The organism is Streptomyces sp. NPDC004610, assembly GCF_040609715.1.
In the GTDB taxonomy this organism is placed as follows: Bacteria; Actinomycetota; Actinomycetes; order Streptomycetales; family Streptomycetaceae; genus Streptomyces.
Window position 1 is genome coordinate 128445 of record NZ_JBEXLA010000026.1, and the last position, 15960, is coordinate 144404.

13 protein-coding genes are annotated in these 15960 nt (G+C 72.5%); 3 read left to right on the top strand and 10 right to left on the bottom strand.

Going from position 1 to position 15960, the window contains the following annotated elements:
• The first annotated feature begins 117 nt into the window (after positions 1-117).
• Positions 118-333, top strand: a complete 216-nt coding sequence (locus tag ABZX40_RS26990; protein ID WP_355743492.1) for a dodecin — start codon at positions 118-120, stop codon at positions 331-333.
• A gap of 30 nt (positions 334-363) precedes the next feature.
• On the opposite strand, the gene ABZX40_RS26995 is transcribed toward ABZX40_RS26990, so the two are convergent.
• Positions 364-855 (bottom strand): hypothetical protein, encoded by a 492-nt coding sequence (locus ABZX40_RS26995; protein WP_355743490.1) that lies wholly within the window; start codon positions 853-855, stop codon positions 364-366.
• A 96-nt stretch (positions 856-951) separates the two neighbouring features.
• Here ABZX40_RS26995 and ABZX40_RS27000 point away from each other — a divergent pair, with 96 nt between their 5' ends.
• A complete protein-coding gene (locus ABZX40_RS27000; RefSeq protein WP_355743487.1) occupies positions 952-1962 on the top strand; it encodes an LLM class flavin-dependent oxidoreductase in 1011 nt (336 codons plus the stop codon).
• On the opposite strand, the gene ABZX40_RS27005 is transcribed toward ABZX40_RS27000, so the two are convergent.
• The 6 genes from ABZX40_RS27005 to ABZX40_RS27030 form a co-directional block, all read right to left on the bottom strand.
• Positions 1954-4437, bottom strand: coding sequence for an ATP-dependent Clp protease ATP-binding subunit (locus tag ABZX40_RS27005; RefSeq protein WP_355743484.1), 2484 nt, complete (start codon positions 4435-4437; stop codon positions 1954-1956). The two genes, ABZX40_RS27000 and ABZX40_RS27005, sit on opposite strands and share 9 nt — an antisense overlap.
• Before the next feature lie 90 nt (positions 4438-4527).
• Positions 4528-5349, bottom strand: a complete 822-nt coding sequence (locus tag ABZX40_RS27010) for a lysophospholipid acyltransferase family protein (RefSeq protein ID WP_355743481.1) — start codon at positions 5347-5349, stop codon at positions 4528-4530.
• A complete protein-coding gene (locus tag ABZX40_RS27015) occupies positions 5349-6122 on the bottom strand; it encodes a GNAT family N-acyltransferase (protein ID WP_355743478.1) in 774 nt (257 codons plus the stop codon). The genes ABZX40_RS27010 and ABZX40_RS27015 overlap by 1 nt, the downstream gene beginning before the upstream one ends.
• 556 nt (positions 6123-6678) lie before the next feature.
• On the bottom strand, positions 6679-7428 hold the full coding sequence (locus ABZX40_RS27020; RefSeq protein ID WP_355743475.1) for a succinate dehydrogenase/fumarate reductase iron-sulfur subunit: 750 nt from the start codon (positions 7426-7428) through the stop codon (positions 6679-6681).
• Positions 7425-9371, bottom strand: coding sequence for a fumarate reductase/succinate dehydrogenase flavoprotein subunit (locus ABZX40_RS27025; RefSeq protein ID WP_355743472.1), 1947 nt, complete (start codon positions 9369-9371; stop codon positions 7425-7427). The genes ABZX40_RS27020 and ABZX40_RS27025 overlap by 4 nt, the downstream gene beginning before the upstream one ends.
• Before the next feature lies 1 nt (position 9372).
• Entirely contained in the window at positions 9373-10080 is a 708-nt protein-coding gene (locus ABZX40_RS27030) for a succinate dehydrogenase (protein WP_355743469.1), read from the bottom strand.
• An 83-nt stretch (positions 10081-10163) separates the two neighbouring features.
• Here ABZX40_RS27030 and ABZX40_RS27035 point away from each other — a divergent pair, with 83 nt between their 5' ends.
• Positions 10164-11048 (top strand): LysR substrate-binding domain-containing protein, encoded by an 885-nt coding sequence (locus ABZX40_RS27035; RefSeq protein ID WP_355743466.1) that lies wholly within the window; start codon positions 10164-10166, stop codon positions 11046-11048.
• A gap of 206 nt (positions 11049-11254) precedes the next feature.
• Here the strand turns inward: ABZX40_RS27035 and ABZX40_RS27040 are convergent, their stop codons facing one another.
• The 3 genes from ABZX40_RS27040 to ABZX40_RS27050 all read right to left on the bottom strand — a co-directional run bounded on the left by ABZX40_RS27040 (position 11255) and on the right by ABZX40_RS27050 (position 15433).
• Positions 11255-13393: an EAL domain-containing protein gene (locus tag ABZX40_RS27040; protein WP_355743463.1), complete on the bottom strand. Its 2139-nt coding sequence runs from the start codon at positions 13391-13393 to the stop codon at positions 11255-11257.
• Positions 13390-14202: an SAM-dependent methyltransferase gene (locus tag ABZX40_RS27045; RefSeq protein ID WP_355743460.1), complete on the bottom strand. Its 813-nt coding sequence runs from the start codon at positions 14200-14202 to the stop codon at positions 13390-13392. Before ABZX40_RS27045 ends, ABZX40_RS27040 begins: the two co-directional genes overlap by 4 nt.
• A gap of 295 nt (positions 14203-14497) precedes the next feature.
• Positions 14498-15433, bottom strand: coding sequence for an SCO0930 family lipoprotein (locus ABZX40_RS27050; protein ID WP_355743457.1), 936 nt, complete (start codon positions 15431-15433; stop codon positions 14498-14500).
• Positions 15434-15960 lie beyond the last annotated feature (527 nt).

Consider the following 15960-nt stretch of genomic DNA (forward strand, 5'->3'; position numbering starts at 1 on the left):
GCGCGGTTTGGTATCGATCCGATGTCTCGCGCTCAGCCCCAGCTTGAGGGAGTGTGGAGTGACGCGTGACACTTCCGTCACAGCGTCAACCATCCACGGCGCCGAGAGGAACACCCCATGTCGGACCACACCTACCGCATCACGGAAATCGTCGGCAGCTCGCACGAGGGCGTGGACCAGGCTATCCGCAATGGGGTCGGCCGCGCAGCCCAAACCCTGCGCCATCTCGACTGGTTCGAGGTGACCCAGGTCCGGGGGCAGATCGAGGACGGGCGCGTCGAGCACTGGCAGGTCGGCCTGAAGCTGGGCTTCCGGCTGGAGGAGGCGAACTGACCCTAGGAGGCACGAGGACCGGTGCCGGGGTCAGGTCCGGCCCTCGCGCTCCTGTGCCTCGCCCAGCTCCGCGGACGGGGCCGCCCAGCGTGCCCGGACGACCCGGAAACCGGCCTGTTCGACGGCGTCGCAGACCAGTTCGTCATCGTCCACCAGCATCCGTACCGCGCGGGTGCGGGCCAGCCGCCTCAGGGCCTCCAGCTTGGTGACCCGGGCCGGGCGGCGGTCGTCGTTGCGCCGCATGTGGAGCGGGCCCTCGGGCAGTCCGTGCGCGGTGAGCCAGTCCAGGGTGTCCCGGCGGCAGCGCTCCGGCCGTCCGGTCAGATAGACCACCTCGCACTCCCCCGCGCTCGCCACGGCCAGCGCCACGCCCTCGGCGAGCGGCGGGTCCTCGGGCGCGGCGGCGAAGAACGCGGCCCAGTCCTTGGGGCGGACATCGAGGAAGCGCTGGCGGTGGGCGGTGTCGGCGAGGGTGTTGTCCAGGTCGAACACGGCGAGCGGAGGTCGGCTGTCGGCAGTCACCCGCCCAGGGTAGAACCCGGGGCCGGGCGCGCCGCAGGGGGGCTTTCGCGGCCACCTGGCCGGGAATGCCATGACGTCCCGGGCGTTGAACCCGATGTGACCTCCGTACTCACCCGTATCCCGTTCTCCGTCCTCGATCGCTCCCGCACCCGCGAGGGGCGGCCGGGGGCGGAGGCGCTGCGCGACACCGTGGCGTTCGCGCGGGAGGCGGAGCGGCTCGGATATCACCGGTTCTGGGTGTCGGAGCACCATGGGGTGCCCGGTGTCGCCGGGTCGGCGCCGACCGTGCTCGCGGCGGCGGTGGCGGCGGCCACCGACACCATCCGGGTCGGCACCGGCGGGGTGATGCTGCCCAACCACCAACCCCTGGTCGTGGCCGAGCAGTTCGGGGTGCTGGAGTCGCTGTTCCCCGGACGGATCGACATGGGCCTCGGCCGGTCCGTCGGGTTCACCCCCGGGGTGCGCCGGGCGCTGGGCCGGGACAAGGACGTGGCGGAGGACTTCGAGGGACAGCTCACCGAACTCCTCGGCTGGTTCCGGGGCACCTCCCCGACCGGCGTCCGGGCCCGCCCCTCCGACGGGCTCACCGTGCCGCCGTTCGTGCTGGCGATGGGCGAGGGCGCCGAGATCGCCGCCCGCGCGGGCCTGCCCATGGTGATCGGCGACCTCAGGAACCGGGAGCGGATGCGGCAGGGCGTGGACCGCTACCGCGCCCTCTTCCGCCCCTCGGAGTGGGCCGCCGAGCCCTATGTCGTCATCTCCGGCACGGTCGCTGTCGCCGCGACCGGGCAGCGGGCCCGCGAACTGCTGGTCCCGGAGGCGTGGTCGATGGCGTACTCGCGCACCCATGGCACCTTCCCGCCGCTGCCGCCCGCCGGGCGGGTGGCGGAGCTGCCGATGACGGAGAAGGAACGCGGCTTCTACGAGGCCGGGCTGACCGGCCAGCTCGCGGGCACCGAGGAGCAGGTGGCGCACGAGCTGGAGACGGTGGTGAAGGAGACCGCCGCGGACGAGGTGCTGGTGACGACCAGCACCTACGACCGGGAGGCGCTGCTGGACTCCTACCGGCGGCTGGCGGCGCTCACCGGGCGGCGGCCCTCACAGTGACGCCGGCTGCTCCGCCCGCACCTCCAGGGCCCCGTCGGCCGCGTCCACCCGGGCCCGGTCGCCCGCGGTGAGCTGACCGGACAGCAGCAGATCGGCAAGGCGGTCGTCGACCTCGCGCTGGATGGTGCGGCGCAGCGGGCGGGCGCCGAAGTCGGGCTGGTGGCCGAGGTTGGCGAGGAGATCGGCCGCCGCGTCGGTGATCTCCAGCTCCACGTCCTGGGCGCGCAGCCGGCGCCGGGTGTGGTCGAGGAGCAGGTCCACGATCTGGCGCAGCTGGGTGCGGTCCAGGCCGCGGAAGAGGATGATCTCGTCGATGCGGTTGAGGAACTCGGGGCGGAAGTAGTCGTTCAGGACCGGCAGCACCTGCTCGCGCATGATGTCGTAGTCCTCGACCCCGGCGGCCAGGATCCGGTCGGCGCCGATGTTGGACGTCATGATGACGACGGTGTTCTTGAAGTCGACCGTGCGGCCCTGGGAGTCGGTGAGCCGTCCGTCGTCCAGGATCTGGAGCAGGGCGTTGAAGACATCCGGGTGGGCCTTCTCCACCTCGTCGAAGAGCACCACGGAGTAGGGCTGTCTGCGGACGGCCTCGGTGAGCTGTCCGGCCTCGTCGTGGCCGATGTATCCGGGCGGGGCGCCGACCAGGCGGGAGACGGTGTGCCGCTCCTGGAACTCGCTCATGTCCAGGCGGATCATGCGGTGCTCGTCGCCGAACAGGGCGGCGGCCAGGGCGCGGGCCAGTTCGGTCTTGCCGACGCCGGTGGGGCCGAGGAAGAGGAAGCTGCCGACGGGGCGGTTCGGGTCGCTCATCCCGGCGCGGGCGCGGCGGACGGCGCGGGCGACGGCGGTGATGGCCTCGTCCTGGCCGACGACCCGTTCGTGGAGGTGGTCCTCCAGTTTCAGCAGCCGGTCGCGCTCCTCCTCGGTGAGCTGGGCGACGGGGATGCCGGTGGTGCGGGCGACGACCTCGGCGATGTCGTCGGCGGTGACCTTGGGGGTCTGTTCGTCGGCGGCGTCGGTGTCGGAGGCGAGGCGGTCCTCGGCCTCCTTGATGCGGTCGCGCAGTTCCTTGGCGCGCTCGTACTCCTCGTCGGCGACGGCCTGGTCCTTCTCCCGGTTGAGGGCGGCCACGGTGTCCTCGATCTCCCGGGTGTCGGCGAGCGGGGTCCTGGCGCGCAGCCGGACCCGGGCGGCGGCCTGGTCCATCAGATCGATGGCCTTGTCGGGCAGGAACCGGGAGGTGATGTACCGGTCGGACAGCTCGGCGGCGGCGACCACCGCCTCGTCGGTGATGCGGACCTGGTGGTGGGCCTCGTAGCGGTCGCGCAGGCCGCGCAGGATCTCGATGGTGTCGTCCACGGACGGCTCGCCGACCAGGATGGGGGCGAAGCGGCGCTCCAGGGCGGCGTCCTTCTCGATGTGCTTGCGGTACTCGTCGATGGTGGTGGCGCCGATGAGATGGAGTTCGCCGCGGGCCAGGGCGGGCTTGAGCATGTTCCCGGCGTCCAGGGCGCCCTCGCCGCCGCCGCCCGCACCGACGACGGTGTGCAGTTCGTCCAGGAAGAGGATGAGTTCCTCGCCGTGCTCGCGGACCTCTTCGAGGAGCTTCTTGACCCGCTCCTCGAACTCGCCGCGGTACTTGGTGCCGGCCACCATGCCGGGCAGGTCCAGGGAGACCAGCCGTTTCCCGGCGAGGGTGCGGGGCACGTCCCCGGCGACGATCCGCTGGGCGATGCCCTCCACGATGGCGGTCTTGCCGACGCCGGGGTCGCCGATGAGGACGGGGTTGTTCTTGCTGCGCCGGGAGAGCACCTCGATGGTCTGCTCGACCTCGTCGTCCCGGCCGATGACCGGGTCCAGGCGCCCGGCGCGGGCGTCCTCGGTGAGATCGCGGCCGTACTCGTCGATGGTGGGGGTGGTGCTGGGCCGCTGCCGGTCGGGGCCCGCGCTCTCGGCGGACGGCGTCCGGGCGGGCTCCCAGCCGCTGTCGGCGAGGGCCTGTCCGGCGGCCGACTCGGGGTTCGCGGCGAGGGCCCGCAGCAGATGCCCTGGGCCGATGTAGGAGACGCCGTCGGCGCGGGATATCCGGTAGGCGTCGAGCAGGGCGCGTTTGGCGGCGGGGGTGAGGGTGGCGGGCTCGGTCCTCTCGCCGGTGCCGGCGTGGGCGGTGAGGCGGGCGCGGATCCGGTCGGGGTCGGCGCCGGCCTCGGTCAGCAGCCGGCGGGTGGAGTCCTGCTCGGTGGCAGCGGCCAGCAGATGCCGGGCGTCGAGGTCCTCGCTGCCGTCGTCGGCGGCGATGTCCCGGGCTCGTGCGACCAGTTCCCGGGCCCGTTCCGACAGCAGACTGCCGATGTCGACGCTCTGCGGGCGGCGGGCGGCCGGTGCCGCGCCCGTCCCGCCGAAGAAGCGGGACATCAGCTCGTCGAACTCCTCGAAGGGACTGCGTCCGCCGAATCCGAAACCGGGAGTAGTCATGATGGACGGGCCCTCCGTACGTCGCGTCGCGCGGTGCTCCCCCGCCTACCAACGTCGCACAGGGCGCCGGGGGCCGCACCCGCGCGGGGGTCACCCCCGGTCGGTGGCGATCAGGGCGGTGTGCGGCCAGTGCGGTGCGCCGACCCGGCCGGGTTGCGCGGCGCGGGCCAGGGCCCGGCGGTCGGGGTGGGTGCCGGGCGGGATGAGGGGGCGTACCTCGACCTCGGCGATCAGGCCCCGGGTGGTCACCACCCGCCAGAGGGAGGCGACGAGGGAGTCCTCGCCGATATAGGCGGGGGCGGTGGTGGCGGGGCCGTCGGTGACGCGGTAGTGGAGCCGGACGGGCTGGACGGCGGCCCCGGCGTCCAGGGCCGCCTGGAACGCGGCCCGGCGGAACGTGCCCTGGGCCCGCCCGCACCAGGTGCTGCCCTCCGGGAAGACCCCGACGGCGGCGCCGTCCCGCAGGGCGTCGGCGAGGCCCGCCACGGTCCCCGGCAGGGCGCTGAGGCGGTCGCGGTCGATGAACAGGGTGCCGCCCCGGGCGGCCAGCGCGCCCGCGACGGGCCAGTGCCGGATCTCGGTCTTGGCCAGCATCCGGGCGGGGCGGACGGCGGCCAGCAGGGGGATGTCCAGCCAGGAGATGTGGTTGGCGACGAGCAGCAGGCCGCCGGTGGCGGGCGCGGCGCCGGTGACGGCGGTACGGACCCCGGCGGCGCGGACCAGGGTCCGGCACCACCAGCGGATCGCGTCGGCGGGGATCCGCCGGCCCAGCGGCAGGGCGAGGACGGCCGCCAGCATCAGGGCCACCACCGCCGCCAGGCGCAGCACGGCCCGGGGCAGCGCCGCCGCCCGGCCCGCCGCGTCGATGCACGCCGTGGGGGTGCACGGCGCGGTCGGCTGCCAGACGTTCATCAGGCCGGGACGAGGGAGAGGAAGTGCTTGAGGTAGCGCGGGTTGACCCGGCGCATCGACAGCAGCACATAGAGGTCGGTGACGCCGAAGTCCGGGTCGTGGGCGGGCTCGCCGCAGACCCAGGCGCCGAGCCGGAGGTAGCCGCGCAGCAGCGGCGGCAGCTCGGTGCGGCCCTGCGGGCGGGTGACGCCGTCGGCGCTCCAGGGCAGCAGCGGGCGGACCCGGTACTCCTCGGGGGCGAGGTGCCGGGCGCGGACCCGGTCCCAGGTGGCGGCGGCGAGGGCGCCGCCGTCGGCCAGCGGGACGGAGCAGCAGCCGGCCAGCCACTCATGGCCGCCCGCGACCATGTAGCGGGCGATGCCCGCCCAGATCAGTCCGATGACGGTGCCGTCGCGGTGGTCGGGGTGGACGCAGGAGCGGCCGACCTCGACCAGGGAGGGCCGGATCGGGTCGAGCCCGGTGAGATCGAACTCGCCCTCGGAGTAGAGGCGTCCGGCGACGGCGGCCCGGTCGGGCGGGAGCAGCCGGTAGGTGCCGACGACCTCGCCGCCGAGGGTGTCGCGGACCAGCAGATGGTCGCAGTGGGCGTCGAAGGGGTCGATGTCGAGGCCGGGCTGCGGGGTGGACAGCAGGGCGCCCATCTCGCCGGCGAATACCTCGTGGCGCAGCTTCTGGGCGGCGCGGACATCGGCCTCGTCACGGGCGAGGGTGACGGTGTACCGCGTGGGGGCGGCCGGCTGTGGCGGTCGGTCGAGCGTGGTGACGCCGGTCATGGCTCTCTCCTGGTCACGGGCGTGGTCACGGGCCGGGCCGGCGGATGCGCCGGCCGGGGCCGGACCGTTGAGTCCGGCCGCCACAGTTCTTCCGACGCCGGCTGACCGGCGCGTGACCCCGGAGGGGAGAGCGGGTGTGAGCTTGCTGAATGCCCGGGGTGGGGCGGGCAGGACGGGGATGCGCCCTGGCCGGGGTGGGCCGGGCGGGACGGGGATGCGCTCTGCCCGGGGTCGGCCGGGCGGGAGCCGGACACACCCTGCCCGGAGTCGGCCGGGCGGGGCGCGGACGTGCCCTGCGCCCGGAGTCGGCCAGGCGGGGAGAGGGACATACCCTGCCCGGAGTCGGCCGGGCGGGAGAGGGACACACCCTGCCCGGAATCGGCCGGGCGGGAAGCCGGACACACCCTGCCCGGAATCGGCCGGGCGGGGCGCCGGACACACCCTGCCCGGAATCGGCCGGGCGGGGCGCGGACATGCCTGGCGGGACCGGGGAGAGCACCCCTCCCGGTCCCGCCCGTCCGCACCTTTACGGCGAACGTCTGTGAGCTGCGGCGCCCTACCGCTTGGCCGCCTTGCGGGTCGCCCGCAGCCATTCCTTGTTCATCCCGGTGATGGAGACCAGCGGGATGCCCTTGGGGCAGGCCGTGGCGCACTCGCCGGCGAGGGTGCAGCCGCCGAAGCCCTCCTCGTCCATCTGCGCCACCATGTCCAGGACGCGGGTCTCGCGCTCGGGGGCGCCCTGCGGGAGGACGTTGAGATGGTTGACCTTGGCGGAGGTGAAGAGCATCGCGGCGCCGTTGGGGCAGGCGGCGACGCAGGCGCCGCAGCCGATGCACTCGGCGTGCTCGAAGGCGAAGTCGGCGTCCGGCTTGGGCACCGGCGTGGAGTGCGCCTCGGGGGCGGCGCCGGTGGGGACGCTGACATAGCCGCCGGCCTGGATGATCCGGTCGAAGGCGGAGCGGTCGACGACGAGGTCCTTCACCACCGGGAAGGCGGCGGCCCGCCAGGGCTCGATGTCGATGGTGTCGCCGTCGGCGAAGGAGCGCATGTGGAGCTGGCAGGTGGTGGTGCGCTCGGGGCCGTGCGCGTCGCCGTTGATCACCAGGCTGCACGCGCCGCAGATGCCCTCACGGCAGTCGTGGTCGAAGGCGACCGGGTCCTCGCCCTTGAGGATGAGTTCCTCGTTGAGGGTGTCCAGCATCTCCAGGAAGGACATGTCGGCCGAGATGCCGTCCACCTCGTAGGTGGACATCGCGCCGTCGGCGCCGGCGTTCCGCTGCCGCCAGACGCGCAGGGTGAGCTTCATGCGTAGCTCCGCTGAGTGGGGTGGACGTACTCGAAGACCAGGTCTTCGCGGTGCAGGACGGGGGCCTCGCCGGTGGTGGTGAACTCCCAGGCGGCGGCGTAGGTGAACGCGTCGTCGCGGCGGGCGGCCTCGCCGTCCGGGGTCTGGGACTCCTCGCGGAAGTGACCGCCGCAGGACTCCTCGCGGTGCAGCGCGTCGAGGCACATCAGCTCGGCGAGTTCCAGGTAGTCGACGACCCGGTTGGCCTTCTCCAGCGACTGGTTGAACTCCTCGCCGGTGCCGGGGACCTTGATCCGGCGCCAGAACTCCTCACGGATCTGCGGGATGCGCTCCAGCGCCTTGCGCAGTCCGGCGTCGGTGCGGGCCATGCCGCAGAACTCCCACATCAGCTCGCCGAGTTCGCGGTGGAAGGAGTCGGGGGTGCGGTCGCCGTCGACGGAGAGCAGCAGGTTGAGCCGGTCCTCGGTCTCGGCGATCACCTCCTGGACGACCGGGTGCTCATCGGTGACGGGCTCGCTGTGCGGGTTGCGGGCGAGGTAGTCGTTGATGGTGGCCGGGAGCACGAAGTAGCCGTCGGCGAGGCCCTGCATCAGGGCGGACGCGCCGAGCCGGTTGGCCCCGTGGTCGGAGAAGTTGGCCTCGCCGATGGCGAACAGTCCGGGGACGGTGGTCTGGAGGTCGTAGTCGACCCACAGTCCGCCCATCGTGTAGTGCACGGCGGGGTAGATCCGCATCGGCACCTCGTAGGGATCCTCGTCGGTGATCCGCTGGTACATGTCGAAGAGGTTGCCGTACTTGGCCTCGACGGCCGCCCGGCCCATGCGCTGGATGGCGTCGGCGAAGTCCAGGTAGACGCCCTGGCCGCCGGGTCCGACGCCGCGGCCCTCGTCGCAGACGTTCTTGGCGGCGCGGGAGGCGATGTCTCGGGGGACGAGGTTGCCGAAGGCGGGGTAGATGCGCTCCAGGTAGTAGTCGCGCTCGTCCTCGGGGATCCGGTTCGCCGGGCGGGTGTCGCCCTTCGCCTTGGGCACCCAGATCCGGCCGTCGTTGCGCAGCGACTCGCTCATCAGGGTCAGCTTGGACTGGTGGTCGCCGGTGCGCGGGATGCAGGTGGGGTGGATCTGGGTGAAGCAGGGGTTGCCGAAGTAGGCGCCGCGCCGGTGCGCCCGCCAGACGGCGGTGGCGTTGGAGTTCATCGCGTTGGTCGACAGATAGAAGACATTGCCGTAGCCGCCGGAGGCGAGGACGACGGCGTCCGCGTAGTAGGTGTCGATCCTGCCGGTGATCAGGTCCCGGGCGACGATCCCGCGCGCCTTGCCGTCGACGACGATCAGGTCGAGCATCTCGGTGCGGGCGTGCATCTCGACGTTCCCGGCCGCGATCTGCCGGGACAGCGCCTGGTAGGCGCCGAGCAGCAGCTGCTGGCCCGTCTGGCCGCGGGCGTAGAAGGTGCGGGAGACCTGGACGCCGCCGAAGGAGCGGGTGTCGAGGAGACCGCCGTACTCGCGGGCGAAGGGCACGCCCTGCGCCACGCACTGGTCGATGATCTCGACGGAGATCTGGGCGAGGCGGTGGACATTGGACTCGCGGGCGCGGAAGTCGCCGCCCTTGACGGTGTCGTAGAACAGCCGGTGCACCGAGTCGCCGTCGTTGCGGTAGTTCTTCGCCGCGTTGATGCCGCCCTGGGCGGCGATGGAGTGGGCGCGGCGCGGGGAGTCCTGGTAGCAGAACTGGACGACGTGGTAGCCCTGTTCGGCGAGGGTGGCCCCGGCGGAGCCGCCCGCGAGGCCGGTGCCGACGACGATCACGGTGTGCTTGCGCCGGTTGGCGGGGTTGACGAGTTTTGCCTCGAAGCGGCGGGTGTCCCAGCGCTCGTGGACCGGCCCGGCGGGGGCCTTGGTGTCGGTGACCGGCTCACCGGTCCGGTAGTCGGAGTAGCTCATCTCAGCTCACCAATCCGGTCATGACACCCACGGGCACGGCGATGAATCCGAGCGTGAGCACTGCGGCGAGAACATTGGCGGTGGCCTTCAGGGCCCGGTCGCGGCTGCGGCTGCCGGCCCCGAGGGTCTGGGCGGCGCTCCAGAAGCCGTGCCGGATGTGCATCCCCAGCGCCAGCATCGCCACGAGGTAGATCGCGTTCCCGTACCAGGTCGAGAACGTGTCGATGATGTTCTGGTACGGCTTGAGGTGCTCGTAGCCGCCCGGGTGCACGGTGCCGGTGGTCAGGTCCAGGATGTGCCAGACGATGAACAGGGCGAGGATGATCCCGCCCCAGCGCATGGTGCGCGTGGCATAGCTGGCGCGCGCCTTCTGGTGCATGTACTTGCTGGGCCGGGCCCTGATGTCGCGGCGGCTGAGCTGGTAGGCGCAGACCGCGTGCGCCACGACGGCGACGACCAGGGCGATCCGGACCAGCCAGAGCGCCCACTCGTAGTGGAGCACCGGCTCGCCCATGGTGCGCAGCCAGTGGGCGTAGTCGTTGATGTCCTCGGGGCCGAAGAAGATCTTCAGGTTCCCGATCATGTGGGCGATCAGATAGAGCAGCATCACCAGACCGCTGACGGCCATGACGGTCTTCTTGCCGACGGAGCTGTCCCACATCGTGCGCGCCATGGACGGCCGTTTGTCCGTCCGCGTTGCCAGAGCCATGTCAGGCACGCTAGGGCCGGTCGGCCCCATCGGTCCAAGACATGGTCCGGCTTGATTCGATAGCTGGCGCCTATAATGGCTGGATGCAGTTCCAGCAGCTCCAGTATTTCGTGGCCGTCGCCGAGACCCGGCACTTCACCCGCGCCGCCGAGCTGGTCCATGTGGCCCAGCCGTCGCTGTCCCAGCAGATCAAGGCGCTGGAGCGGGAGCTGGGCGCGGATCTCTTTCTGCGCGCCCGGGGCAATATCTCGCTCACCGACGCCGGGGAGGCGCTGCTGCCGCTGGCCCGCCGGATCCTCGCCGACGCGGACACCGCCCGTATCGAGGTGCAGGAACTGGTCCAGCTCCGGCGCGGCCGGGTCCGCCTCGGCGCCACCCCGAGCCTGTGCACGGGGCTCCTGCCGGACGTGCTGCGCGCCTTCCACGACCGGTACCCCGGGATCCAGCTCCTGATCGAGGAGGGCGGCTCGCACGACCTGGTACGGCTGCTGGCGCGCGGGGCGCTGGACCTGGCCCTGGTGGTGCTGCCGCTCCCGGCGGCGTCCCCGGCGCTGAGCACGGTGGAGCTGCTGCGGGAGGACCTGGTCGTGGTGTCGGCGCCGGACGCGCCCCGCCCCGGCGGCGACCGGCGCAGCGTACGGATCGCCGATCTGGAGGGGGAACGGCTGGTGATGTTCCGCCACGGGTACGACCTGCGGGAGCTGACCGTCGCCGCGTGCCGCTCCGCGGGGTTCGAGCCGGGGTTCGCGGTGGAGGGCGGGGAGATGGACGCGGTGCTGGGGTTCGTACGGGCGGGGCTGGGGGTGGCGGTGGTGCCGCGGATGGTGGCGGCGCGGTCGGGGCGGGGGCTCAGGGTGACGCCGCTCGCCCGTCCCGGGCTGTACCGGACGATCGCGCTGGCGCACCGCAGTGACGTGGCGCCGCCGCGGGCTGCGCGGGAGCTTCAGCGGATGCTGTTGGAGAGGTGACGGTGGGGGTGGGGGTGGGATGCCGGGTGCGGGTCGGTGGGGGCTGGTCGCGCAGTTCCTCCCCCAGAGGGGGTACCCCCAGCGCCCCTAAAAGATCGGGCACGGCGGCCGGCCCCTGCTTTTTGGGGGCGCGGGGAACTGCGCGAGCGGCCACGAACCACCCGCACCCGGCATCACACCGCAACCCGGCAGACGCTCCCCCGCGGTCAGCCCGTCGCGTCGACCAGCGCCAGTTCATGGAGGCGGTCCGGAGGGCCCGGTCTCGCGTAATACCAACCCTGCGCCGTGTCGCAGCCCAGTATCCGGAGCTGTTCCGCCTGCGCCCCCGTCTCCACGCCCTCCACCGTGACCGCGAGGTCCAGGCTGTGGGCGAGGGAGACGATCCCCTCGACGATCTTCAGATCCACCGGGTCCGCCGGGAACTGCTGCATGCTCTGGGTGAAGGACCGGTCCAGCTTGAGGACGCTCACCGGCAGCCGGCGCAGGTTGGCGAGATTGGAGTAGCCCGTGCCGAAGTCGTCCAGCGCGATGTCGACCCCCATCTCGGCGAGCCTGCGCAGCGGCTTGAGGAGATCGTCGTCGGCGCCGATCAGCGCGGACTCGGTGACCTCCAGGCAGAGCGCGTCCGGCGCGACACCCGTCGACTCCAGGATGTCCACCGTGTCCTGGACCAGCCCGGGATGGGTCAGCTGGCACGGCGACAGATTGACGTTGATCCGCAGCGGGCCGGAGGCCGAGCCGTACCGCTCCCGCCACTCGTACGCCTGGCGGACCGACTCCTCAAGGACCCAGCGGCCCAGCGGGACGATCAGGCCGGTGTGCTCGGCGAGCGGGATGAACCGGTCGGGGCCGAGGACGCCGTGCTGCGGATGCAGCCAGCGGACCAGGGCCTCGGCGCCGCGGACACTGCCGTCTCCGAGGTGGACCAGCGGCTGGTACTCGATGAAGAACTCGCCGCGCTCCAGGGCCGCCGGGAGGGCCGTGGTCAGACCGTGCCGGGTGATCGCGCGGGCGTCGGCCTCCGGGTCGGCCAGTTCGAAGCGGTTGCCGCCCGCGTTCTTCGCCCGGTACATCGTGATGTCGGCGCTGCGCAGCACCTCCGCCGCGCTGCGCTCCCCCGACGGTCCCTCCACGATGCCGATGGAGCCCCGGACGGTCAGCTCGCGGCCGTCGATACGGACCGGGGCGAGCAGCGCGCTCATGATGCGGCCGGCGAGTTCGTCGACCTCGCGCTGGGTGTGCGGGCCGGTGGTGAGGGCCACGAACTCGTCGCCGCCGAGCCGGGCCACCATCTCGCCGGGCGCGGTGGCGCAGGACTGGAGCCGGTCGGCGATCTCCACCAGCAGCCGGTCCCCGGCGGCGTGGCCGAGGCTGTCGTTGATGGTCTTGAAGCCGTCCAGGTCCAGGTAGCACAGGCCGAAGCGCTGGCCCGGCCCGGCGTTCATCGCCTTCTCCAGGCGCTCGAAGAACAGGGTGCGGTTGGGCAGGCCGGTGAGCGCGTCGTGGGTGGCCTCGTAGCGCAGCCGGAGGTTGAGCAGCCGCCGCTCGGTGGTGTCCTCCATCAGCGCGAGCTGGTACTGCGGGTTGCCGTCGGGGTCGCGCAGCAGGGAGACGGTGAGATTGGTCCACAGGGCCGTGCCGTCGGGGCGGCAGAACGCCTTCTCGACGTGGTAGTGCTCGCGTTCGCCGCGGACGAGTTCGTCGTAGAGCCGCCACACCTGGGGGGCGTCGTCGGCATGGGTCCAGTCGCGGACGTTGCGACTGCGCACATTGTTCTCGCCGCCGCCGAACATCCGTTGCAGGGCCCCGTTGATCTCCAGGATGTTGCCGTCGAGGTCGGCGATGCCGATGCCTATGGCGGCACCCTCGAACACCGCGCGGAAGCGGGCCTCGCTGGCGTGCAGCGCCTGGGCGACCACGCCCTGGGCGCGCAGGGCGGCCTGCGCGATGGACTCCTGCTCGGCGAGGGTGCGGGCGCGCAGCGCCTGGGCGAACCCGGCGGCCATGGCGTGCTGGATGCGCGAGGAGCGGGCCCGCAGATCGTCCTGGGGGGCTTCGTCGCCGCAGTAGAGGACGAGGTAGGCGTCGACGCAGTCCAGGGTGCGGCTGAGGGCCTCGGGGTCGGTGCAGTGCGCGTCGACCAGGGCGGCGCCGAGGGCCCGGCCCTGGGCCGCGTCGAAGGACCGGGCGCGCAGGGCCTCGCTCATCCGGCGGGCCAGGGGCAGCAGTCGGTCCTCGAACTCGGGCCGGGTCAGCGAGGTCGGCGAGACCGGGAACACCGCCCGGCTCCAGATCGTCGCGAACCGCCGCAGACGGTCCTCCGGCCCGTCCGGCTCCGCGCTCACGCCGTACGTCCCACGCCGGCGAATCCGGCGAAGGCGTAGGGATCCTCCTCCTCCGGTGCGGTGTCCGGGCGCCAGGAGGCCGTCGGCACCAGTCCGGGTTCCACCATGTCGTACCCCTCGAAGAACCGCGCGATCTCGTCGCGCGAGCGCATGATCAGCGGGTTGCGAATGTCTTTGTATACGTCGACCACACCACCGGCCCGCTCCGGTGGGCCGGGGATTCCCTCGTACGAGGCATGGGTGACCACCAGCACGCTGCCGGGCGCGAGCGCGTCGCGCAGCTCGGCGACGACCGCGTACGGGTCGTCGGCGTCCTCGATGAAGTGCAGGATCGCGACGAGCATCAGGGCCACCGGGCGGTCCAGGTCGAGCAGCCGCTCCACCTGGGGGCTGCCCAGGATCTCCAGCGGCTTGCGCAGATCGCCGCCGACGACATCCGCGCCGGGGTTGCCGTCCAGCACCTGCTGGCTGTGCGCGACGGCCACCGGGTCGTGGTCGGCGTAGACCACGCGGGCGTCGGGACAGGCCTCCTGGGCGACCTCGTGGACATTGCCGAACGTGGGAATGCCGGAGCCGATGTCGAGGAACTGGGTGACGCCCCCGGCGATGGCGAAGCGGACCGCCCGGCGCATGAACGCGCGGTTCGCCTGCATGATCTTCGGGAGTCCCGGCAGGAACTCCATCGCCTTGCGGGCCGCCTCCCGGTCGACCTCGAAGTTGTGCGAACCGCCCAGGTAGTAGTCGTAGATACGCGAAACGCTCGGCACCGAGATGTCGATGCTCCGTGGTGCCCAGGCGGGACGTTCCATGTATCTCTCCAGGCGTTGGCGATCCGGTGTTCGAGCTGAGGCTACTGATCGCCCGCCAAAGGAGCGAGCCGAAACGGAAATTGACCATCCGTTCCCGGTCACTGCCGTTGGCACGTGCCCAATCCGTACGGTGGCGCGGTCTGATGAAAAGTATCGGAAAGTATCGGCGGGATTTCGCTCCGTGCGCCCGGGTGTTACCCGTCGTCACCTCTCGGCGCACACACGGAAGCAGTCCGTCACCGCGCGGAGAGTTCCGGGGAACTCGCGGTGCCGGACTGCCGGGGAAACGGGGTCCCTACTCCTTGTCGGGGGCGCCGATCGGCTTTCCGTCGGGGGCCACCGCGTACCAGGTGCCGCCCACGCCCTGGCCGTTGGTGTCGCCGGGGGCCTTGTCACCGGCGAAGGTGTAGATGGGCCAGCAGTTGACCGTCTGCTGCTTGGTGCCGTCGGGGCGGGTGAAGCTCATCAGGCCCTTCTTCTGCACACCCTCGGTGTCGTCGTTGGCGACCGGGGCGACCACGGGCCATTTCGCCAGGCAGTCGCCGGTGCAGGCGGAGACCGGCTCGGGCCAGGCCTCGTCCTTCATGAAGCGGTAGACGGTCATCCCGTTCTTGTCGACGACATGCTCGCCGAGCTTGGCGTCCTCACGGGTGGACAGCCCCGGCAGGGCGGCCAGTTCGGCCTTCTTGCCATCGGGGGCGAGGGCGAACCAGGTGCCGCCCACGCCCTGGCCCTCGATGTCCCCGGCGTTGACATCCTTGGCGAAGCGGTAGGCGGGCCAGCCGCCGATGGTGAGCTGCTTGGTGCCGTCGGGGCGGGTGATCTCGCCGAGGAGTTCGGCGTCGACGCCCTCACCGGCGCTGGCGTCGCCCGCCGGGACGGGCGGCCAGGCGGTGGCGCAGTCTCCGTCGCAGTTGGTCTTGGGCGGCTCGGCGGTGTCCTCGTCGAAGCGGTAGAGGGTCCGGCCGTCGGCGTCGGTGAGGACACTGCCGAGTTCGGCGTTGGCCGCGACGGTGAGCTGTCCGGCGGGGGTGTTGGGGACGGCGGCCTGCTGGCCGGCCTGGGCGTCGGTGCCCGTGCCGGTCCCCGGTGAGGCGTAGCCGGGGGCGGGGGCCGTGGCTCCCACGTTCTGGCTGGCCGACTGTCCGCCGCTGTCCTGACCGCACGCCGTGGTCAGCGCCAGTACGGCCGCGGCGCTTGCCACGAGAGAGGCGCTCCGCCAGGTGTTCATCGTCCCAACTCCCCATCATCACCACACTGCCCAGCGCCCTGCTGCGCCGCACGACCAGGGGTACGGGGGGCGGGGTACGGGTGTTCAGGCTCGGCGGGGATTTCTTTCTGCAACGCGTGAGGGACGGCGCAGGGGTTGAAGGGGGTGGAGAGGGGTGGAGGGGGGCGGAGAGTGGGGGCGCGCGGGAGGGGGCCGGGGGGAGGGGATTGGGGGTGCTTCATCCGGGCTGTGTGGGGTGCGGGATCCGGGGCGCGGCGGCGGGGTCGGATCGGGCGCGGGCGGAGGGTTGGGGGCTGGGGGCGGCGGCGGACGCGGGAGAGGGCGGCTTCGGGCGGGGACGCTGGGGGCGGGTGGGGGACTTGACGCCGGGGCGGCGGGGGGGCTTCGCGCCGGGACGGCGGGGGGCGGGGAGGGCTTCGCGCCGGGGGCGGCGGGGGGAGGGCTTCGCGCCGGGGGCGGCGGCGGGCGGGACGCGGGAAGGTGCCGGATCGGGCGCGGGCGGGGCGGCGGGCGCGGGCTGGGGACTG

What these genes read in the sequence shown, in the direction of transcription:
- ABZX40_RS26990 (WP_355743492.1), top strand. Translation starts at nt 118, where the DNA reads ATGTCGGACCACACCTACCGCATCACGGAAATCGTCGGCAGCTCGCAC.
- ABZX40_RS27005 (WP_355743484.1), bottom strand. Translation starts at nt 4,437, where the DNA reads ATGACTACTCCCGGTTTCGGATTCGGCGGACGCAGTCCCTTCGAGGAG.
- ABZX40_RS27010 (WP_355743481.1), bottom strand. Translation starts at nt 5,349, where the DNA reads ATGAACGTCTGGCAGCCGACCGCGCCGTGCACCCCCACGGCGTGCATC.
- ABZX40_RS27015 (WP_355743478.1), bottom strand. Translation starts at nt 6,122, where the DNA reads ATGACCGGCGTCACCACGCTCGACCGACCGCCACAGCCGGCCGCCCCC.
- ABZX40_RS27020 (WP_355743475.1), bottom strand. Translation starts at nt 7,428, where the DNA reads ATGAAGCTCACCCTGCGCGTCTGGCGGCAGCGGAACGCCGGCGCCGAC.
- ABZX40_RS27025 (WP_355743472.1), bottom strand. Translation starts at nt 9,371, where the DNA reads ATGAGCTACTCCGACTACCGGACCGGTGAGCCGGTCACCGACACCAAG.
- ABZX40_RS27030 (WP_355743469.1), bottom strand. Translation starts at nt 10,080, where the DNA reads ATGGCTCTGGCAACGCGGACGGACAAACGGCCGTCCATGGCGCGCACG.
- ABZX40_RS27035 (WP_355743466.1), top strand. Translation starts at nt 10,164, where the DNA reads ATGCAGTTCCAGCAGCTCCAGTATTTCGTGGCCGTCGCCGAGACCCGG.
- ABZX40_RS27045 (WP_355743460.1), bottom strand. Translation starts at nt 14,202, where the DNA reads ATGGAACGTCCCGCCTGGGCACCACGGAGCATCGACATCTCGGTGCCG.
- ABZX40_RS27050 (WP_355743457.1), bottom strand. Translation starts at nt 15,433, where the DNA reads ATGAACACCTGGCGGAGCGCCTCTCTCGTGGCAAGCGCCGCGGCCGTA.